Annotated in this window: 20 protein-coding genes; 7 read left to right on the top strand and 13 right to left on the bottom strand. The window is 64.5% G+C overall.

The genetic code is table 11. The features are described 5' to 3' along the window. The 6 genes from QM707_RS04675 to QM707_RS04650 are packed head-to-tail and all read left to right on the top strand — an operon-like array spanning position 1 to position 4,007. Positions 1-459, top strand: coding sequence for a hypothetical protein (locus tag QM707_RS04675; RefSeq protein WP_415000706.1), 459 nt, complete (start codon positions 1-3; stop codon positions 457-459). Continuing rightward, a complete protein-coding gene (locus QM707_RS04670) occupies positions 456-1,184 on the top strand; it encodes a 3-ketoacyl-ACP reductase FabG2 (protein ID WP_415000705.1) in 729 nt (242 codons plus the stop codon). The genes QM707_RS04675 and QM707_RS04670 overlap by 4 nt, the downstream gene beginning before the upstream one ends. Further along, entirely contained in the window at positions 1,184-2,410 is a 1,227-nt protein-coding gene (locus tag QM707_RS04665) for a beta-ketoacyl-ACP synthase (RefSeq protein WP_415000704.1), read from the top strand. The genes QM707_RS04670 and QM707_RS04665 overlap by 1 nt, the downstream gene beginning before the upstream one ends. A gap of 30 nt (positions 2,411-2,440) precedes the next feature. Further along, positions 2,441-2,872 (top strand): hypothetical protein, encoded by a 432-nt coding sequence (locus QM707_RS04660; RefSeq protein WP_415000703.1) that lies wholly within the window; start codon positions 2,441-2,443, stop codon positions 2,870-2,872. Beyond that, the gene (locus QM707_RS04655) at positions 2,872-3,312 is read left to right on the top strand and encodes an excinuclease ATPase subunit (RefSeq protein WP_415000702.1); all 441 of its coding nucleotides are present in this window, start codon (positions 2,872-2,874) and stop codon (positions 3,310-3,312) included. The genes QM707_RS04660 and QM707_RS04655 overlap by 1 nt, the downstream gene beginning before the upstream one ends. A gap of 2 nt (positions 3,313-3,314) precedes the next feature. Beyond that, a complete protein-coding gene (locus QM707_RS04650; RefSeq protein WP_415000701.1) occupies positions 3,315-4,007 on the top strand; it encodes a 4'-phosphopantetheinyl transferase family protein in 693 nt (230 codons plus the stop codon). Here QM707_RS04650 and QM707_RS04645 read toward each other — a convergent pair whose 3' ends face one another. The 4 genes from QM707_RS04645 to QM707_RS04630 form a co-directional block, all read right to left on the bottom strand. After that, positions 4,008-5,408 (bottom strand): cation:proton antiporter, encoded by a 1,401-nt coding sequence (locus QM707_RS04645; protein ID WP_415000700.1) that lies wholly within the window; start codon positions 5,406-5,408, stop codon positions 4,008-4,010. 194 nt (positions 5,409-5,602) lie between these two features. Continuing rightward, complete coding sequence (locus QM707_RS04640; RefSeq protein ID WP_415000699.1) at positions 5,603-6,499, bottom strand: copper resistance protein B; 897 nt, start codon at positions 6,497-6,499, stop codon at positions 5,603-5,605. Next, positions 6,496-8,313, bottom strand: a complete 1,818-nt coding sequence (locus tag QM707_RS04635; protein WP_415000698.1) for a copper resistance system multicopper oxidase — start codon at positions 8,311-8,313, stop codon at positions 6,496-6,498. The genes QM707_RS04640 and QM707_RS04635 overlap by 4 nt, the downstream gene beginning before the upstream one ends. Positions 8,314-8,400: 87 nt before the next feature. Beyond that, positions 8,401-8,826, bottom strand: a complete 426-nt coding sequence (locus QM707_RS04630) for a CopL family metal-binding regulatory protein (protein WP_415000697.1) — start codon at positions 8,824-8,826, stop codon at positions 8,401-8,403. Between the two features lie 109 nt (positions 8,827-8,935). Between QM707_RS04630 and QM707_RS04625 the strand changes: the two genes are divergently transcribed. Beyond that, positions 8,936-9,529, top strand: a complete 594-nt coding sequence (locus tag QM707_RS04625; RefSeq protein ID WP_415000696.1) for a hypothetical protein — start codon at positions 8,936-8,938, stop codon at positions 9,527-9,529. On the opposite strand, the gene moeB is transcribed toward QM707_RS04625, so the two are convergent. The 9 genes from moeB to ndk all read right to left on the bottom strand — a co-directional run bounded on the left by moeB (position 9,489) and on the right by ndk (position 17,749). Further along, a complete protein-coding gene (moeB, locus tag QM707_RS04620) occupies positions 9,489-10,610 on the bottom strand; it encodes a molybdopterin-synthase adenylyltransferase MoeB (RefSeq protein WP_415000695.1) in 1,122 nt (373 codons plus the stop codon). The genes QM707_RS04625 and moeB overlap by 41 nt on opposite strands. 26 nt (positions 10,611-10,636) lie before the next feature. Beyond that, entirely contained in the window at positions 10,637-11,200 is a 564-nt protein-coding gene (locus QM707_RS04615) for a molybdenum cofactor guanylyltransferase (RefSeq protein WP_415000694.1), read from the bottom strand. Continuing rightward, positions 11,197-12,594: a ribosome biogenesis GTPase Der gene (gene der / locus QM707_RS04610; protein ID WP_415000693.1), complete on the bottom strand. Its 1,398-nt coding sequence runs from the start codon at positions 12,592-12,594 to the stop codon at positions 11,197-11,199. Before der ends, QM707_RS04615 begins: the two co-directional genes overlap by 4 nt. A 3-nt stretch (positions 12,595-12,597) precedes the next feature. Further along, complete coding sequence (gene bamB / locus QM707_RS04605; protein WP_415000692.1) at positions 12,598-13,827, bottom strand: outer membrane protein assembly factor BamB; 1,230 nt, start codon at positions 13,825-13,827, stop codon at positions 12,598-12,600. Positions 13,828-13,830: 3 nt separating this feature from the next. Next, entirely contained in the window at positions 13,831-14,481 is a 651-nt protein-coding gene (locus tag QM707_RS04600) for a YfgM family protein (RefSeq protein ID WP_415000691.1), read from the bottom strand. Between the two features lie 73 nt (positions 14,482-14,554). Further along, positions 14,555-15,370, bottom strand: coding sequence for a helix-turn-helix domain-containing protein (locus QM707_RS04595; protein WP_415000690.1), 816 nt, complete (start codon positions 15,368-15,370; stop codon positions 14,555-14,557). Continuing rightward, the gene (pilW, locus tag QM707_RS04590) at positions 15,367-16,113 is read right to left on the bottom strand and encodes a type IV pilus biogenesis/stability protein PilW (protein ID WP_415000689.1); all 747 of its coding nucleotides are present in this window, start codon (positions 16,111-16,113) and stop codon (positions 15,367-15,369) included. The genes QM707_RS04595 and pilW overlap by 4 nt, the downstream gene beginning before the upstream one ends. Further along, on the bottom strand, positions 16,100-17,308 hold the full coding sequence (gene rlmN / locus QM707_RS04585; RefSeq protein WP_415000688.1) for a 23S rRNA (adenine(2503)-C(2))-methyltransferase RlmN: 1,209 nt from the start codon (positions 17,306-17,308) through the stop codon (positions 16,100-16,102). The genes pilW and rlmN overlap by 14 nt, the downstream gene beginning before the upstream one ends. Positions 17,309-17,323: 15 nt before the next feature. After that, the gene (gene ndk, locus QM707_RS04580) at positions 17,324-17,749 is read right to left on the bottom strand and encodes a nucleoside-diphosphate kinase (protein ID WP_415000687.1); all 426 of its coding nucleotides are present in this window, start codon (positions 17,747-17,749) and stop codon (positions 17,324-17,326) included. Positions 17,750-17,764 lie beyond the last annotated feature (15 nt).

Here is a 17,764-nt window from a genome sequence, read left to right as displayed (position 1 = left end):
ATGCAGGGCGACAAGATCGCCATCGCCGATGTCGTTCCGCACGCCGGCGCGATGCTGTTCCTGGACCAGTTGATCTCGCAGGACGAGGACAGCGTGGTGGCCGAAGCCGGTGTGGATGAGGAACACCTGTTCGCGACGCCTGAGGGCGTGCCGGGCTGGGTGGGCATCGAATTCATGGCGCAGGCCATCGCCGCCTGGGCCGGTTGCCGTGCCCGCGCCCGCGGCGAGCCGGTGCGCATAGGTTTCCTGCTCGGCACGCGTCGTTACGAATGCCGGTTGCAGCATTTCGCCTTCGGTTCGCGCCTGCGCATCGAAGTCAGGCGCGAGATCTTCGGCGACAACGGGCTGGGCATGTTCGCCTGCCGCCTGTTCCATGCCGGCGAGGAAATCGCCTGCGCCAACCTTTCCGTCTTCGAGCCGCGCGACGCCGCCGCTTTCCTGGAGGGCCACAGCCCATGACATCCCGTTGCGTACTCGTCACCGGCGCCAGCCGCGGTATCGGCCGCTCCATCGCTCTGCGCTTGGCCCGCGAAGGCCACGACATCGCCGTGCATTGCCGCAGTCGCCGCGACGAGGCCGAAGCCGTTGCCGCCGACATCAGATCGAACGGCCGGCAGGCGCGTGTCCTGTGTTTCGATATCGCCGATCGCCAGGCCTGCGCCGAAGCCCTGAACGCCGACATCGAGGCTAATGGCGCCTACTACGGTGTGGTTTGCAATGCCGGCATCGCCCTCGACAACGCCTTCCCGGCGATGAGCGGCGAGCAATGGGATAGCGTGATCCACACGAACCTCGACGGTTTCTACAACGTCTTGCAGCCCGTGGTCATGCCGATGGTGCGTCGTCGCCAACCCGGGCGCATCGTCACGCTGGCCTCGGTGTCGGGCATCTCCGGCAACCGCGGGCAGACCAATTACAGCGCTGCGAAAGCCGGCATCATCGGCGCGACCAAGGCGCTGGCGCTGGAACTGGCCAAGCGCGAGATTACGGTCAATTGCGTCGCGCCCGGCCTGATCGAGACCGAGATGGTGAGCGAAGAGATTCTTGAGGAAGCGATGAAAATGATACCGATGCGAAGGATAGGCCAGCCGGAGGAAGTCGCCGCCACCGTGGCGTTCCTGCTATCCGACTCGGCGGGCTATATCACGCGGCAGGTGATTTCTGTGAACGGGGGGATGGTCTGATGCGTCGTGTCGTCATTACCGGTGCCGGCAACATCAGTTCGCTCGGGCACGACTGGCCATCGGTGCATGCGAGCTTGCGCGCCCGCAAGAACGGCGTAAGGGCGTTCGACGATTGGTCGGTCTACAAGGGGCTCAACACGCGCCTCGGCGTGCCCGCGCAACCGTTCGAATTGCCGGAGCATTACAACCGGAAGAACACCCGGAGCATGGGCCGGGTGGCGCTGATGGCCACGCGTGCTAGCGAGTTGGCCTTGATCGATGCCGGCCTGTTCGGCGATCCGCTGGTCAAGAGCGGACGCATGGGCATTTCCTATGGTTCGTCCGCCGGCACGCCGGCTTCGATGAGCGATTTTGGTCGCATGGTGGTCGAGAAAAACACGCAGACCATCAATGCGACTACCTACATCAAGATGATGAGCCATACGGCGCCGGTGAACCTGGGCGTGTTTCTCGGCGTGACCGGCCGCATCATCACCACCTCCAGCGCCTGCACGTCCGGCAGCCAGGGCGTGGGCTATGCCTACGAAACGATCCGCGCCGGCCTGCAGACGGCGATGCTCGCCGGCGGCGCCGAGGAACTCGATGTCACCGATGCGGCCGTTTTCGACACCCTGTTCGCCACCAGTACGCGCAACGACACGCCAGAACTGACGCCGCGGCCTTTCGACGTCGACCGCGATGGCCTCGTGATCGGCGAAGGCGCCAGCACGTTGTTGCTGGAAGACCTGGAACACGCACAGGCGCGCGGCGCCAGGATCTACGCCGAAATCGTCGGTTACGGCACCAACAGCGATGGCCTGCATGTGACCCAGCCCAATGCCGAGACGATGGCGGTGGCGATGCGTCTGGCGCTGGCCGACGCGTGTCTTGCGCCCGAGGCCATCGGTTACGTCAACGCGCACGGCACGGCCACCGAACATGGCGATATCGCCGAAACGACCGCCACGCACCAGGTGTTCGGCGAGCGTATGCCGATCAGTTCGCTGAAGAGCTACACCGGTCACACGCTCGGCGCCTGCGGTGCATTGGAAGCCTGGGTCGCGGTCGAGATGATGCGGGCAGGCTGGTTCGCGCCGACGTTGAACCTCGATCGCATCGATCCCCGCTGCGGCGCGTTGGACTACGTGACGGGCGAGGGCAGGGTGCTGGAAACGGAGTTCGTGATGAGCAACAATTTCGCTTTCGGCGGCATCAATACGTCGCTGATTTTCCGCCGATGGCCGTAGTAGCGGCCGCCAACCAAGGTAATTCGCAACATGTCGAAACTGATCGTCTCCCTGCTTTTCGCTTTCACCCTCGTCCTGACCCAGCCCGTGTTCGCACGCGGATCGGAACAGGCCAAGTCTCCCGTTGGCGCAATGTTTGTCCTGCCGGCAGGCGAAAGCCCGAGCTTGCAGCAAGTACGCGATGCCATCGCGACGGCGGGCGCTGCGCGCGGGTGGCGCATGGTGTCGGAGGACGCCGGTAGCATGAACCTGTACCTCAACGTGCGCGGTAAGCACGAGGTCACGGTCAAGGTGACCTACGACCAGAAGGGTTTCCAGGTGTTCTACGTGTCGAGCGTCAACATGGACCATCGCATGCGCGGCAGCCTCGACTACATCCACCCCAAGTACAACATGTGGGTCAATACGCTGATTCAGGACGTACTGGCCAAGGTCGCCATGGGCAAGACCGGGGGGCAGTGATGGGTCGCCGTCGCCTTGTCCTGCTGGCGGCCGCGTTGATGGCGGCCCCTGCGCTGTCGCGCGATACCGTGCTGCACTTGCCGGTCGCGAGCGTCGCCGACAAGGCCTATTCACAGGGCAAGCTCGATCCCGCCATCGCCCTCTATTTCGCCGGCCAGAAAACGCCGGCGATCGCGGCGCGCCTGGGCGACGGCGTCAGCAACCGCAAGACCAGTTCGGTCGGCAAGGGCGACGAGGAGGCCTGTCGATGGGCCATGTTGTCGGCGATGATGGCCCTGCAACAGGACGCCAAGTCGCACGGCGCCAACGCCGTCGTCGGCATCGTCAGCTACTACAAGAAGAACGAGTTCCGCAGCGCGACCGAGTTCGAATGCCATGCCGGCGGCTTGATGACCGGTGTGGCCTTGAAGGGTGAGTACGTCCGCCTCGGCAAGCGCTGAGCATGGACCCCGACCGCCCGGCGTCGTTTCATCTGGCGCGCTTGGGCGAAGCCGTCGACGGTTTGCCCGCAACGCTCGATTGGCTCACGCCGGAAGAGCGGCTCCGCTTCGACGCAATGCGTGCGCCGCGTCGAAGAGACCAATTCCTGGCGGGTCATTGGCTGCTGAGGGTCGTCGCTGCGCGGTTCGACGGATCCTCGATCGAAGACTGGCGCTTTGCGCTGGATCAACAAGGAAGGCCTTGCCTGCAGCATCGGCGTGATACCGATACGGCGCTTCACGCTTCATTGAGCCACTCGGGGGAATGGGTGGCGGTCGTTGTCGCCGCGCAACCCATCGGCATCGACATCGAGGCCGCATCGCGGCCGCGCGACCTGGACCGGCTAGCGGCGGAAGTGTTTCCCGCCAAGCAGTGGCAGCCGTTCGCCGGTCTTCCGGACTCGGAACGAAGTCGCATCTTCTACGAACAATGGACGCTGCGCGAAGCAGTCGGCAAACGCGAGGGCAGGGGGCTGGTGCCGGGTATCGCGCGATCCCAATACTTCGAAAGCGTCTCGCTGGAGAAGGCCGATGCGATCACCTGGCAAACGGATGGGTTGAGCGTCGCGCTCGCTGCATCGCAAGCAAGCACCACGCGTATCGACGGCCTGCCCGTCGCGACGACGGCCCGTGGGTGGCGAATCGCCGTCCTCTGATCAGGCCGTGGCCTTGCTGCGCGACACGCGATCGATCAGGCTCAGCAGCGGACCGGTCATGACCGTCGTCGCGATCGCGGCAATGACGAAGATCGCGTAAAGGTCGTGCCCGATCAGACCGAACTCCAGGCCCAAACCCAGCACGATCAGTTCCATCAGGCCGCGCGTGTTCATCAACGCGCCCAGTCGCCAGCTATCGGCGCGTTCCAGGCCGCTGAAACGCGCGCTCAGCACCGTGCCGCCCATCTTGCCCAAGGTGGCGATGGCCGTGATCGCCAGGCACAGGCTCCATTCGCGCGGGCCCAGCAGTTCGAGTTGCGTGCGCAGGCCGGTGGAGGCGAAATAGAGCGGCAGTAGCAACACCGTTGCGAAGGACTCGATGCGCTCGACGACCAACGCGCGAAGCGCCTGGTTGCCAGAGAACGCCAGGCCCGCCAGGAAGGCGCCGAACAGGGCGTGCAGCCCGAGCGCTTCGGTGATCAGGCTGCCGAGCAGGATCGACAGCACCATCGCCAGCAGCCAACGCGCAGCGTGGTCGTCCCGAATCACGACGGCCGCGAGTTTGCGACGCAGCCAGACCAGGCAGAACCACGCGAACAGGAACGCGGGCAACAGCCGGACCAGAGCGCTCCCGGTGTCGTGCGCGGTCGCCATCGCGATGATCACGCCGAGCACCGCCCACGCCGTGGCATCGGCCAGCGCTGCGCAACTGGTGGCGATGCGGCCGATCGGGAGTTGCGTGTAGCCGCGATCTTCGAGAATGCGCAGCAACACCGGGAACGCGGTGATGCTCATCGCAATGCCGATGAACAAGGAGAAGTTGAGGCGGTTCGTGCCAGCGGGCGCATAGTCGGCGTACAGCGCCGCCGCCAGCAGCAATCCCATCAGGAAAGGGATGGCGATGCCGGCGTGGCCGATCAACAAAGCCCGTCGGCGATGGCCGCGCAGGGCTTCCGGCTCGAACTCCGCACCAGCCGCGAACATGAAGACGAGTACGCCCAACTGCGCGATCAGGCTCAGCGGTTGCAGGCTGTCCGGACGGAACAACCAGGCGTGGGACTCGGGCACCAGCCAGCCGAACAAGGAAGGTCCCAGCATCAGGCCGGCGATCATTTCGCCGATCACCGCCGGCTGACGCAGTCGCCGCATCAACGCGCCCAGCAGTTTCGCGGCGGCCAGCACCACGAGCATCTGGCACAGGAATCGGGCGAACGGCGACTGCAGGTGCTCGGTCCAGGCCGACAGACCGGCCGTACCGATATCCAGACCCAGGGAAACAGGCCCGACATGGCCCGACAACCAGACCAGCCCAGCGGCGAGCGGCAGGATGACCAGCGCCAGATAACCCAGCCAGAGGCGCTTCGAAGGCTTGGGGTTGGCGTCCGTTCCGGATGAACTCACGAGGCGGCGTTCCGAGGGCGGCGTAGGGAAGCGGGCATTATCGCAGCTCGCACCAGCTGGCCCAGATGGCTTGCTTTGGCGGGGGTGCGGCGAACGGCCTATCTGGGTATTCTTGCATTTACATAATAGACATTATGCGAAGTAATGCATGCGAAGGAGATATGGTTGGCGCCAGCCATACCGGCCCAATCCTTTCAGAACCAGCCCCTAATCCCCACGACCCAACCCCACCCGGAGACTTGCTCTCCCGCCTGGTGCTGAAAGTCCCCCGTCCGTCCGAACGCGTGTTCGTAATCAAGGCCGACATAGGGCGCGAACTGCCTGGTGACTTCGTAGCGCAATCGAAGTCCAGCTTTGACCGAACCGAGACCAGCGCCGATACCGCGATCGAGATCGCTGCGCCCATGCGCGTTGAGTTCGAGTTCCGGATGCAGGATCCAGCGTTCGCTGAGCCAGGCGTCGTAACCGAGCTTGAGCCGCAGGTCGGCACGGCCGGCAGCATCCACATAGGCGGTCGCAGCGACCTCGATCTTCTGCGTTGCCAGTCCGCGGATTCCGAATGCGAGGCTCTCATGGTTGTCGCCGCCCGCGTTCTCGTGCCGCAGCCCGACCAGTACATCCCACCAGGGCGAAATACTGTGGCCGTAGAACAGTTCGAGCTCGGCATGGTCGCCGCCATCGCGTACTGATTCGCCTTCACTGCGTAACCAGAAGCGGTCGGTATCGGTGCCGATCCAAGTTTCCGCCTCCCAAGCGAAGGAGGAACCCTGATCTCCATCCGTAAACTCCAACCGATCGAACAGGATCAGGCTGTGCACGGCACCGTCGTGCATCGCATGCGCCGCTGGTGGCTGGGCAGCCTGTCGGTCTGCGTCGGTGATCTCTGGGATCGGCGTGCGCGGTTGTTCATCGGTAGCCGCCGCTTGAACATGTTGCGCGTGATCGTGGGGCTGCGCTACTTCGGCTTTCGGGGCTTCGGCAGGCTGGCCATGTCCCGCATGCTGCGAATGGTCCTGCGATTCCTGCGCCGAAACCGTCATGGGCGAGAAAGCAAACGCAACAAGCAGGATGTTGCCGAGGACGATCTTCATACCCCGCCCTCCTCTACCGAGACCGTCCGCATCATTCCAGCTTCCATGTGGTAGAGCAGATGGCAGTGGTAAGCCCATTGACCGAGCGCGTCGGCGCGCACGCGATAACTACGCCTTGTGCCGGGCGGCATGTCCACCGTGTGCTTGCGCACCAGGAACTCGCCGGCTTCGTCCTCGAGATCGCTCCACAGGCCGTGCAGATGGATCGGATGCGTCATCATCGTGTCGTTAACCAGGACGATGCGCAAGCGCTCGCCGTAGTTCAAACGCAAGGGCTCGGCGTCGGAGAACTTCAGCCCGTCGAAACTCCAGGCGAACTTCTCCATGTGGCCGGTGAGGTGCAGCTCGACCTCGCGCCCCGGTTCGCGGCCATCCGGATCGTCGAACAAGCTACGCAGACGCGAGTAGCTAAGAACGTCGCGGCTGTTTTTCCTGAGTCCGATACCGGGATCGTCGAGTCTTGCGGAGGGCGACTCGACGCGCATGTCGACCAAGGGGTTGCGGTTCTCGCTCGGCGGATGGTTCGGCACCCGCGCCATCGCCGACATGTCGTGCGATGCCATGGAGGACATGTCGTGCCCCATGTTGGCGCCGCAACCGCCTTCCATGCCCTTCATTCCGCCGTCACCGGTCGGCTGTATCGCCTGCATGGCGTGCCCCATGTCGGACATCGACAACAATGGCCGCGGATCCACGGCAGGCACGGGTGCGCGCAGGCCGTCGCGCACGGCCAGGGTGCCGCTGACGTAGCCGGTACGTCCGAGATCCTGGGCGAAGATCGTGAACGCATCTTGCCCGCTCGGTTCGACGATCACGTCATAGGTTTCCGCCGCGGCGATGCGTAATTCATCCACTGTCACCGGATGCACGTACTGTCCGTCCGCCGCGACGACGCGCAGTTTCAGGCCCGGGATGCGCACGTCGAAGTGCGTCATCGACGAACCATTGATCAGGCGCAGACGGACTCTTTCGCCAGAACGAAACAGTCCCGTCCAGTTGCCGAGCGCGGTGCAGCCGTTCATCAGATAGGTATAGGTATTGGCGTCGACGTCCGACAGATCGGTCGGCGTCATGCGCATCCGGCCCCACATGCCACGTTCGCTGGCGGTCGCAGTGAAACCATTGCGCCCTGCATCGCGCAGGAAATCGCCGATGGTGCGCTTGTGACGGTTATCGTAGCCCGCCATCTTTTTCAGCCGCGAGAACAGCGCGGATGGCGAAAGATCGGTCCAGTCGCTGAGCATCACCACATAGTCGCGATCGTACGAGAAAGGTTCTGGCGCGATCGGATCGATGATCAGCGGGCCGTACAGACCGGCCTGTTCCTGGAAACCGGAATGACTGTGGTACCAATAGGTGCCGGTTTGCCTGACGTCGAAGCGATACAGATAACTTTCGCCACGATGGATGCCGGCGAAGCTCAGGCCCGGTACGCCATCCATGTTTGCCGGCAGCAGGATGCCATGCCAATGGATGGATGTCTGGTGGCCATGGATGGAACCCGTTGGCAGCGCGTTGCGCACGCGCAAAGTGACCGTGCTGCCTTCGCGCCAACGCAGCAAGGGCGCGGGCAAGGAGCCATTGACGGTGACGGCCGGGCGTACGCGACCGGTGAAATCGACCAGAGTTTCGCCGATGGAAAGATCGAATTCGGTACCGGTCAGGACCGGCATGCGCAGGCGGCTTTCGAGCGCATGAATACTGCGCGCATCGAAGCCGATCCCGGCGATGGCGCCGCCGGCCGCGAGACCCTGGACGAAACGGCGGCGCGACGGAATGAATCCGTCGTCACGGCTGAAAGAATCAGAAAACATGTGGACTCCGAATCGAATCGAACGATGGCGGCAAGGCCCGCCCTCGCCTTCAGGCGGGCATGCGGGCACGACAGGCGCTGGCGCGCCTCAGGAACGGAGTCCGATCGGAGGTCGGATCGGAAGGGATAGCGCTGGCGGCGCATAGTCCTCGCGCGAAGCCTGCGGGGTTTCGCGCTGCGGCAGGCGCAACGCCATCATCATCGGCACGGACAGTTCGGCCTGCGCCGAATGCATGCAGTCGCAACAGCAGGCGGAGGAATGGCAACAGCCCGAATCAGCGGGAGCCTGGTCGTGCTCGGCAAGCGCCGGGGCATCGACCATGCGTTCGCCCGACGGCCCGCTGCCTTCCTCGTGGCAGGGCATCGCCATCGCGCTAGCCACGGACGGCGTTTCCTCGGGCGCCGCCTTCGCCATCGGTTGCATCATTCGCACACCCGCCACCGCCGATCCCAGGCCGTTCACGACCAGGCAAAGGCAAAGCAGGCAACGCAGCAGGAAGGAACCGGGCGACATGGCCTCAGTCTAGCAAGCCGCCAGTCGAAGCCACAAAACGGCAACATTTCCCGCTCAGACTGATGGCATCGGACCTGCCGCCTGCCACATGACGCCGACCTGCACCCTGTTGCTGACGCTGTCGAAAACGCCCAGCCCCGATCTGCTGGCCAGCCTGGATCGACTTCTCGCCGCGGCTTCGGGATTGCCGGTCCTGCTCGTCGCGCACGGCGATGGCGAAACGCAGGACGAACGGCTGCGATCCTTCGCCGATGCCCGCCCTTCCCTCAACCTTCTGATGCATGCACGGCGCGTGTCCACCGATCAGGCCATGAAAGCGGGTCTGGCGACGGCGACGACCGCATGGGTCGCGTGGGTCGATCTCGATCGTCGGCACGTTGATGCCGATAGCATTCTTGCGACGGCGATCGCCGGTACGGACGATGTCGCTTCTCTGGATTGGTTCCGCGCGGAAAACGGTGTTCTCGTATTTCCTTGCGATGCCTGGGCGAAGTTGCCCCGAATGTCATGGATGACGCACGTATTGCCCGAATTGCTGGAACAGGCGGGGCTCGTTCGTCGCGACACGAAAACGGTTCCGCCGTGGCAGGGCTGGATCGATGCTCTATTGGGACGGCTCTTGCGTCACCGTCGGTGGCGTCTGCTCGCCCCTGCCCTCGCCTTCAGCCTGCACAAAGCTGTTGCAGCGCCGGGTAACCGATAAACGCGGCGCCTGGCGCGCAGACGACACAATCGGGGTCAGGACGCAGGCCGGCTTCGCGAAAACGCAGGCCGAGCGCATCGAACTGCAGCAGGCGGCCCGTCAATGGCTCGCCGATCCCGAGAATGAGTTTCAGAACCTCGGTCGCCTGCAACAGGCCGATCAAGCCGGGCAACACGCCCAACACGCCGGCGTCAGCGCAATTGGGTGCATCGGCTGCGCTGGGCGGTTGCGGGAACAGGCAGCGGTAACAAGGAGCGCTGCCGCGATGACGCCCCGCGTCGAAGACGCTGACCTGTCCGTCGAAGCGTTGCACGGCGCCATAGACCATGGGTTTGGCCAGATGCACGCAGGCATCCGACAGCAGATAGCGTGTCGGGAAATTGTCGGCGCCGTCGAGGACCACATCGACATCGCGTAACAGATTCTCGACGTTGTCGGCCGAGACCCGCGCCTGCACCGTTTCGATTTCGATGGTGGGGTTCAGTGCCCGAAGGCTCAGCGCCGCAGACTCGACTTTCGGTGAACCGATACGCGCATCGGTATGCAGGATCTGGCGTTGCAGGTTGCTGCGGTCCACCACGTCGTCGTCCACCAGCCGCAGGAAACCGACACCGGCCGCGGCGAGATAAAAGGCCGCAGGTGAGCCGAGGCCGCCGGCGCCAACGACTAGCGCGCGCGCGCGCGCCAGCTTCGCCTGCCCTTCCGCCCCCACCTGCGGCAGGCGGAGGTGACGCGAGTAGCGTTCGAGATAGTCGGGGTCCTGCGCCGTTTCGATTGGCAGACCCGCGCGCAGCCACTGCTGGTAGCCGCCGGCGACCGAACTCAGGCGCCGGTAACCCTGCGCCGCAAGATTCTGCGCCGCCAGCATCGAGCGCTTGCCGCTTCCGCAGATAAGCAGCACATCGGTCGCAGGATCGGCGATGTGCTCGGATGCGTTCGCTTCGAGTTTTGCCCGAGGCACGCGGCGCGCCGATGCGGGAATACCCAGCGCATGTTCGTCCGGTTCGCGCACGTCGATCAGGATCGCGCCGCCCTGTTGCCGCACTCTGGCTTCGGCGACGGTGATTTCTTCGATGCTCATGCGCTCAGTCTAGCGCCGAACGTCGCTCAGGCTCCGGAAAAGTCTTGCGGCGTATTGAGATTGCCCAGGCGAAGTGGCGCGATGTCCAGCACCTGCACGCCAAGCCGGCGACAAAGCGCGTGCATCGCGCGGTCGTCCGTGGCCATCGCCTCGGCGATCGCCGGGCGCAGTCGCGCCACGTTCCACAGGCCCATCAGCGGTTGAAGACCGTCTGCATCGGATATCACGCAGGCGACAAGCGGGTTCGCCGCCCGCAAGGACTCAAACGCCCCGGCGGGAACATCACGGCAATCGATCGGCCAGGTCAACAGCCATTCGCTGCGGCAGGCGTCGAGCAGCGCTTCCATGCCTGCCATTGGGCCGGGGTGGCCGTGATGCAGGTCGGGAACGCAACGCCAGCCATGAGTATGCGCACCCGGCGGCAAGTTGTAGCTCAACATTCGGTCGACGAACGCCTGGGGAAAGGCCGCTCCGATACGCTCGAGCAGGGTGGATCCGCGATACGGCAGGCGGGCCTTGTCCTTTCCGCCCAGTCGACTGCCCTGCCCTCCGGCCAGGATGCCGAGACTGATCCGGCCCGGTTCGATCACTTGCGTTTGACGTGTCGCATCAGGCGCCGTTTCTTCTGCACCTGCTTCTCGGTCAATACGTTCTTCTTGCCTTCGAACGGATTCTCGCCTTCCTTGAAGACGAACTGGATCGGCGTGCCGACCAACTTGAAGCGCTTGCGGAAGAAATTCTCGAGATAACGCTTGTAGCTGTCGGGCAGCTTGCGCAGGCGCGTGCCGTGCACGACGAAGGTCGGCGGGTTGTTGCCGGCCGGGTGCACGAAGCGGAGCTTGGCGACCTTGCCGTTCTGCACCGGTGGCGGGAAGCTCTCCACGGCGATTTCCAGCGCCTTGTTGCTTTCCGAGGTGCCGAACTCCTGTGTCGCCGAGGCATGCGCGCGATTGACGGCCTTGAACAACTCGCGCATGCCGGTACCGTGCTTGGCGGAAATGGTGATGCGCTGGGCCCATTCGCAGAACGAGAGCTTGCGTTCGAGCAGTCCCATCGTCTGCTCGCGCTGGTACTGGCTCTGGCCATCCCATTTGTTGATGGCGATGACCAGGGCCTTGCCGGCGTCGAGCACGTGTCCGAGCACGGTCGCGTCCTGTTCGGTCACGCCCTCGCCGGCGTCGAGCAGGATCACGACGACCTGACTGCTCTGGATCGCCTGCAGCGTCTTGAAGGTACTGAACTTCTCGACCGCTTCCTCGACCTTGGACTTGCGCCGCAGGCCGGCGGTATCGATCAATCGATAATCGCGGCCATCGCGCTCCAGATCGACGGCGATCGAATCGCGCGTCGTGCCGGGCACATCGGAAGCGATCATGCGCTCTTCGCCGAGCAGGCGGTTGACCAGCGTCGACTTGCCGACGTTCGGGCGACCGACGAAGGCCACGCGAATGCGCGCGGGATCGTCGCCGAGTACGGCGGCATCGCCGTCTTCCGGAAGGCGGGGAAGAATCGTTTCGAGCAGCGCAGGAATGCCGCGCTGATGCGCCGCGGCCAAGGCGACAGCCTCGTCCACGCCGAAACGCACGAATTCGTTGATGCAGGCGGCCTCGTCGCGGCCATCGGTCTTGTTCACCGCGAGCAGGAACGGGCGCCCGGACTTGCGCAGCCAGCGCAGGATTTCCTGGTCGAGCGAGGAAGGGCCTTCGCGTCCATCGACGACGAAGAGGATCAGATCGGCTTCTTCGGCGGCAGCGCGGGACTGCTTGGCGGTTGCGCCCGCCAGCCCTTCGTCATCGCCTGAGATGCCGCCGGTATCGCAAACGACGAAAGGCCGGGCTTCATCGAGCCGGCAAATGCCGTAATTGCGATCGCGCGTGACGCCCGGCTCGTCGTGAACCAGGGCGTCGCGTGTGCGCGTCAGCGCATTGAACAGCGTGGACTTGCCGACGTTGGGACGTCCGACCAGGGCGACCAACGGCAGCATGGATCAATTCCCCAGGCGGTATGCCGCCAGTTCGCCTTCGTTGGTCAGCGCATACAGCACGCCATCGGCGGAAACCTGCGGCGTACCGCGAATGGCCGCGCCTTCGACGCGTTCGCGTCCGGCGATCACGCCACTGTCGAGCTTGATCCAGTGCAGGTAGCCCTCGACGTCGCCGACCACGGCGTAGTCGCCCTGGATCACCGGCGTGGTGAGCTGGCGCCGCAGCAGCTGGTCCTGCTTCCAGGCCGAGTTGCCGCTGGCCCGATCCAAGGCCCAGACGTTGCCGCCGTTGTCGGACACCACGACCTTGTCGGCAGTCACCGCAACGCCGGCGTAGCTGCCGACATCGCGATTCCACAACGGACGCCCGTTGAGGGCGCTCATGGACTGCATCTGGTTGTGGTAGCTGATCGCGAAGAGTTCCTCGCCATCGATGCGGATCTCGCCGTCGATGTCGGCCATGCGATCGAGCTCGGTCCGGCCTTCGGGTTCGGCGACCACTTGCTCCCAGACGCGCAGGCCGTCGTCGGCACGCAGCGCGACGACGCTACCGTCGTCGTAACCGATGTAGACCAGTCCGTTGGCGAACACGGGCGAAGCATTGCCGCGAACCGTGAGCGTCGGCAGACCGCGGTCGAACACCCACTTGCGGGTGCCGTCGTTCGGGTCGAAGCCGTAGACACGGCCGTCGTTGCTGCGCACGATCACGCGATCGGCGAGCACGAGCGGCGCACTCAGGACTTCCGAGGAAACCTTGGCGGTCCAGCGCTGGGCGCCGGAATCGGCCGACAGCGCCACCACTTCGCCGTTGCGGCCACCGACCACCACCATGCCGTTGCCCACTCCAGGGCTGCTGGTCAGGCCCGTTTCCGCCAGTTCCTTGCGCCAGAACTTCCACTTGCTGCCTTTCTTCGACATGTCGACGGCCTGCGCCGCCCACACCTGGCCGCCGGTGGCGGCGCTGAAAGCCATCGCCTCGCCGTTGTCGTTCACGACATAGATGCGTTCGCCATCCAGTACCGGGTGCTGGCGCAGCCACAGGCGATCCTCGCCCTTGCCGACATCCACCGACCACAGACGCTGCACCGCGATGGGATTGGACACGGCCACCAGTTCGGCGGGCTCGTAATCCTTCTTGTTCTTGGTGCCGAACACGCCCAACCAGCCCTTGACCGTGCTGCAGCCGGACAACAGGGCGACAGACAGGGCGACGATCAACAGTTTACGAGGCATGTATCAGATCTCCGGCTGTGCGGGCGGTTGTCCGCCAGCTTCGATGAGCTTGAGTTGCAGCAGGTCGCGCGTGGGCGCGGCCTGGTCGAGATCGGTCAGCGCCTGCTCGTAGGCCTTGCGGGCGAGATCGCGCTGCCCGAGCGCCAGTTCGATATCGCCGCGCAATTCCTCGACCGTCGCTCCCAACGTCGGAGTCTTGATGCCGGCGAGCGTGGCCTTGGCTTCCTTTGCCTTGCCGGCGATCAATTGCAGGCGTGCCAGGCGAAGCGCGTAGATCTCCCGCAGGTCCGGCGTATGCACCTTGTCTTTCCTCGCCTGCAGCATGGCGATGGCTTCGGTGGTCTTGCCGCTCTCGTGCAGAAAGGCGGCCTCGCGCAAACCGGCGAAATCGGCGAACGCAGTGTCGGCGTACTTGTCCCTCAGTACCAGGCCGAAAGTCTTGACCTTGCCCGCATCCTTGGCTTCGAGCGCCTGGTCGAGCGAAAAGTACTGCGTCGCGGCCTCCTGCAGGTGCCGGTCGCCCTTGCCGTTCCACCACTGCCAGCCGAAAACGCAGGCGAGGCCCAGCGCAATGCCGGTGATCAGCGAACTGCCGTTCTGGCGCAGCCAGCCGCGGACGCGTTCACTCTGTTCGTATTCGTCGATTTGATGCATCGGATCTTGTGCTGTTGGGGCCCTTCATGGACCGCTTGGATGAATGAAAGTTCGACGCCCCGGCTTCGCCGGCTCAGTTGCCCAGGGGCGTAGGTTCGCCGGTGGAGGATACCGCAAAGCGAGCCACGTTCGCCTCCCGATACGGTGCGAGGTCCACGTTCCTGCCAGCGAAATCGACGGACACGGAAGTCGCGTCGCCGAGCGTGATGCGTGCGACTTCACCGGGCTTGAAATGGCGCTCGCTGCCGGCGGGAACCATTCCGCGCTCGATCCGCCGTCCATCGTTCGCGACAAAATCCACCCAGCTGTCGCGCTGGAAACGAATCACCAGATCGGCGGATCCACCGGCGACGGGCAGCGTCGGCGCGAGCGAAGCCATTACCGGCGACGCCGCGACTTCCGGTTGGCTTGACGGCGATACCGGCGGTTCGACCGCAGGCGCCGCGAGGGCTTCGATCTTGGCCGTGGGCGGAGATACGGGTTCGGCGGACTGCTTGAATCGCGCTAACAGCATGAACGCGACACCAAGGATGGCCGCCGTCATCGCCAGGTAGCCGACGTTCAGCAATCCGCGGTCCAGGGCGCCGCGTCCGCGCGCCGATCCGACTTCCACCTTGAGCACCGGCGCCGGCTGTTGTCGCACGACATCGTCGGCGAGGCCGGCGGGCAGTCCGAGCAGGCGGGCGTAGCTGTTGACGTAGCTGCGCACGTAGATGGGCGCGCCAAGACGCGCCCAATCCTCGCGCTCGATCGCTTCGATGACAGCGAGCGGCAATTTCGTCCGCTGGGCGACCGACTCCGCGCTCCAGTGCAACTTCTCGCGGGCATGGCGGAAACGCAAACCCAGCGGATCCTCGAACAAGGTTTCCTGAAACGATTCGTTACTCATGGCCTGGCCGCCCCCTCCCCATTGGGTGCAGTGTGAGCTGGAAATTCCTCGCGCAATCGCTTGCGGTACTGCGCTGCGGCACGCGCGTCGCCGGCAGCGTCCTCGATCCTCGCGCCGAGCGACAGGACTTCGGCATTCGCCCCGAGCGCCTCGCGGCGCTGCAGGAAAGCGCGCGCTTCGAAGGCATTGCCGGACGCGAGCTTGATCTCGGCCATGGCCATCAGCACGGCCGCATCGTCGGGCGACTTCTCCAGAAGCTGACGATAGTAGGCTTCGGCCTGGTCGTACTTGCCCGCTTTCGTCGCGCAGCGGCCGGCGTTGAACAGCGGTTGGCCCGAGGCCCGATATTCGTTATCGGCGAGCGCAAGGGCGAATGCGGCCTCGGCTTCGGGATACCGGCCCTGTTCGCAGAGCCATACCCCGTAGTTGTTCTGGATCGATGGGCGCGACGGGTCGAGACGCAGGGCTTGCGCGAACGCTTCGGCGGCCTTCGTCTGGTCGCCCAGGCGCGCGTGGATCGCCGCCTCGACGGCATAGACCTCGGGAGCGCGCGGATCGCTCTGCTTCGCCCTTTGCACCCGAATCATCGCGCCTTCCGCATCGCCGCTGCTCAGGTAGCTCTGCGCGAGCCCGAGCGTGATCTTGCCCTGGCGCGAAAGCTGGGTGTCGTCGCGCTTTTCCTTTGCCTGCAAGGAAAGGCTCGAAGCGGCCAGCAGGACGAGCAGCAGGCTACGCAGCTTCATCGGCGGCTCCCTTGGCTTCGAGCTTGCGGCGGAATTCCGCCTGCCGACGCGTCTTGTCCATCACCTGGCCCTTGAGCTGGCCGCAGGCCGCGTCGATATCGTCGCCACGCGTCCGGCGAACCATCGTCAGCACGCCTCCGTCCAGCAGCAGTTTCTGGAACGCGCGGATCTCGGCCTCGCCGCTACGCTCGAAACGCGTGCCGGGGAACGGGTTGAACGGGATCAGGTTGACCTTCGCGGCATCGGCGAATTGCACGGCATTGCTGAATTTCTTCATCAACCGCACCAGTTCGCGCGCATGCTGGGGCTGGTCGTTCACGCCGCGCATCAAGGTGTATTCGAAGGTGATGGACTCGCGCTTCTTGCGCGTGACATAGCGCGCGCAGGCCGCCATCAGTTCGGCGATCGGGTATTTCTTGTTCAGCGGCACCAGCTCGGTGCGCAGCTCGTCGTTCGGCGCGTGCAGTGACACGGCCAGCGAGACGTCGGACTCTTCGGAAAGCCGGTCGATCATCGGCACCAGGCCGGCGGTCGACAGCGTGACTCGTTTGTTGGCGAGGCCGAAGCCGTTGTCGTCGCGCATCAGGCTCATCGCCCGCACGACGTTGTCGAAATTCAACAGCGGCTCGCCCATGCCCATCATCACGACATTGGTGAGCTTGCGCTGATGGTGGGTCTTGTTGCCCAGGTGTTTCGAGGCCGTCCAGACCTGGCCGATGATTTCGGCGGTGGCGAGGTTGCGGTTGAAGCCCTGGGTCGCGGTGGAACAGAACTGACAGTTGAGGCCGCAACCGACCTGGCTGGAGACGCAAAGCGTGCCGCGCCCCTTGTCGGGAATGAACACGGCTTCAATGGCATTGCCGGCGTCCATGCCCAGCAACCACTTGTGCGTACCGTCGTTCGAAGGCTTGTCGAACAGGACGGACGGCGGACGGATGACGCAATGCTCCTCGAGCTTGGCGCGCAAGGCTTTGCCGACATCGGTCATCAGCGCGAAATCGGTGACGTGCTGATGGTAGATCCACTTCATCAGCTGATGGGCGCGGAACTTCTTCTCGCCCAGCGTCTCCTCGAACAACCGCTCGAGACCCACGCGATCGAGGTCGAACAGGTTGATGCGCGGATCGGCGCGCCCCTGCTCCGCCGCAGCTGGCTGCGGAAGAGTGATGGCCGGGGGCGCGTCGTTCGCTTGCATGGCGTTTCGATCAGCTCAGCGCGGGCAAAGTTCGGTGGCGCTGAAGAAATACGCGATCTCGATCGCGGCGTTCTCCTGCGAGTCGGAACCGTGCACGGCATTGGCGTCGATCGAGGCGGCGAAGTCGGCGCGGATCGTACCCGGCGCGGCATCCTTCGGATTGGTGGCGCCCATCAGTTCGCGGTTCTTCAGCACGGCGTTGTCGCCTTCCAGCACCTGGATCATCACCGGACCGGAGGTCATGAATTCGACCAGCGCGCCGAAGAACGGACGCTCGCGATGCACCGCGTAGAAGCCTTCGGCTTCCTTGCGCGAAAGATGCTTCATCTTGGCCGCAACGATCTTCAGGCCGGCGTTCTCGAAACGGCTGTAGATCTGGCCGATGACGTTCTTGGCGACCGCGTCGGGCTTGATGATGGAAATGGTGCGTTCCTGCGCCATGGATAACTCCGGGTA

It is taken from the genome of Arenimonas sp. (genome assembly GCF_047602345.1).
Classification (GTDB): Bacteria; Pseudomonadota; Gammaproteobacteria; order Xanthomonadales; family Xanthomonadaceae; genus Arenimonas.
The sequence above is the reverse complement of the archived record's forward strand: the minus strand, read 5'-3'. Positions and strand labels throughout refer to the sequence as shown.

Bases quoted from the DNA above. Each gene is read 5' to 3' on its own strand.
- QM707_RS04665 (WP_415000704.1), top strand. From the start codon at position 1,184: ATGCGTCGTGTCGTCATTACCGGTGCCGGCAACATCAGTTCGCTCGGG.
- bamB (WP_415000692.1), bottom strand. From the start codon at position 13,827: ATGCCTCGTAAACTGTTGATCGTCGCCCTGTCTGTCGCCCTGTTGTCC.
- QM707_RS04675 (WP_415000706.1), top strand. From the start codon at position 1: ATGCAGGGCGACAAGATCGCCATCGCCGATGTCGTTCCGCACGCCGGC.
- QM707_RS04640 (WP_415000699.1), bottom strand. From the start codon at position 6,499: ATGAAGATCGTCCTCGGCAACATCCTGCTTGTTGCGTTTGCTTTCTCG.
- QM707_RS04660 (WP_415000703.1), top strand. From the start codon at position 2,441: ATGTCGAAACTGATCGTCTCCCTGCTTTTCGCTTTCACCCTCGTCCTG.
- QM707_RS04670 (WP_415000705.1), top strand. From the start codon at position 456: ATGACATCCCGTTGCGTACTCGTCACCGGCGCCAGCCGCGGTATCGGC.
- moeB (WP_415000695.1), bottom strand. From the start codon at position 10,610: ATGAGCATCGAAGAAATCACCGTCGCCGAAGCCAGAGTGCGGCAACAG.
- QM707_RS04655 (WP_415000702.1), top strand. From the start codon at position 2,872: ATGGGTCGCCGTCGCCTTGTCCTGCTGGCGGCCGCGTTGATGGCGGCC.
- QM707_RS04595 (WP_415000690.1), bottom strand. From the start codon at position 15,370: ATGAGTAACGAATCGTTTCAGGAAACCTTGTTCGAGGATCCGCTGGGT.
- QM707_RS04600 (WP_415000691.1), bottom strand. From the start codon at position 14,481: ATGCATCAAATCGACGAATACGAACAGAGTGAACGCGTCCGCGGCTGG.
- rlmN (WP_415000688.1), bottom strand. From the start codon at position 17,308: ATGCAAGCGAACGACGCGCCCCCGGCCATCACTCTTCCGCAGCCAGCT.
- QM707_RS04630 (WP_415000697.1), bottom strand. From the start codon at position 8,826: ATGTCGCCCGGTTCCTTCCTGCTGCGTTGCCTGCTTTGCCTTTGCCTG.
- QM707_RS04650 (WP_415000701.1), top strand. From the start codon at position 3,315: ATGGACCCCGACCGCCCGGCGTCGTTTCATCTGGCGCGCTTGGGCGAA.
- der (WP_415000693.1), bottom strand. From the start codon at position 12,594: ATGCTGCCGTTGGTCGCCCTGGTCGGACGTCCCAACGTCGGCAAGTCC.
- pilW (WP_415000689.1), bottom strand. From the start codon at position 16,113: ATGAAGCTGCGTAGCCTGCTGCTCGTCCTGCTGGCCGCTTCGAGCCTT.
- ndk (WP_415000687.1), bottom strand. From the start codon at position 17,749: ATGGCGCAGGAACGCACCATTTCCATCATCAAGCCCGACGCGGTCGCC.
- QM707_RS04635 (WP_415000698.1), bottom strand. From the start codon at position 8,313: ATGTTTTCTGATTCTTTCAGCCGTGACGACGGATTCATTCCGTCGCGC.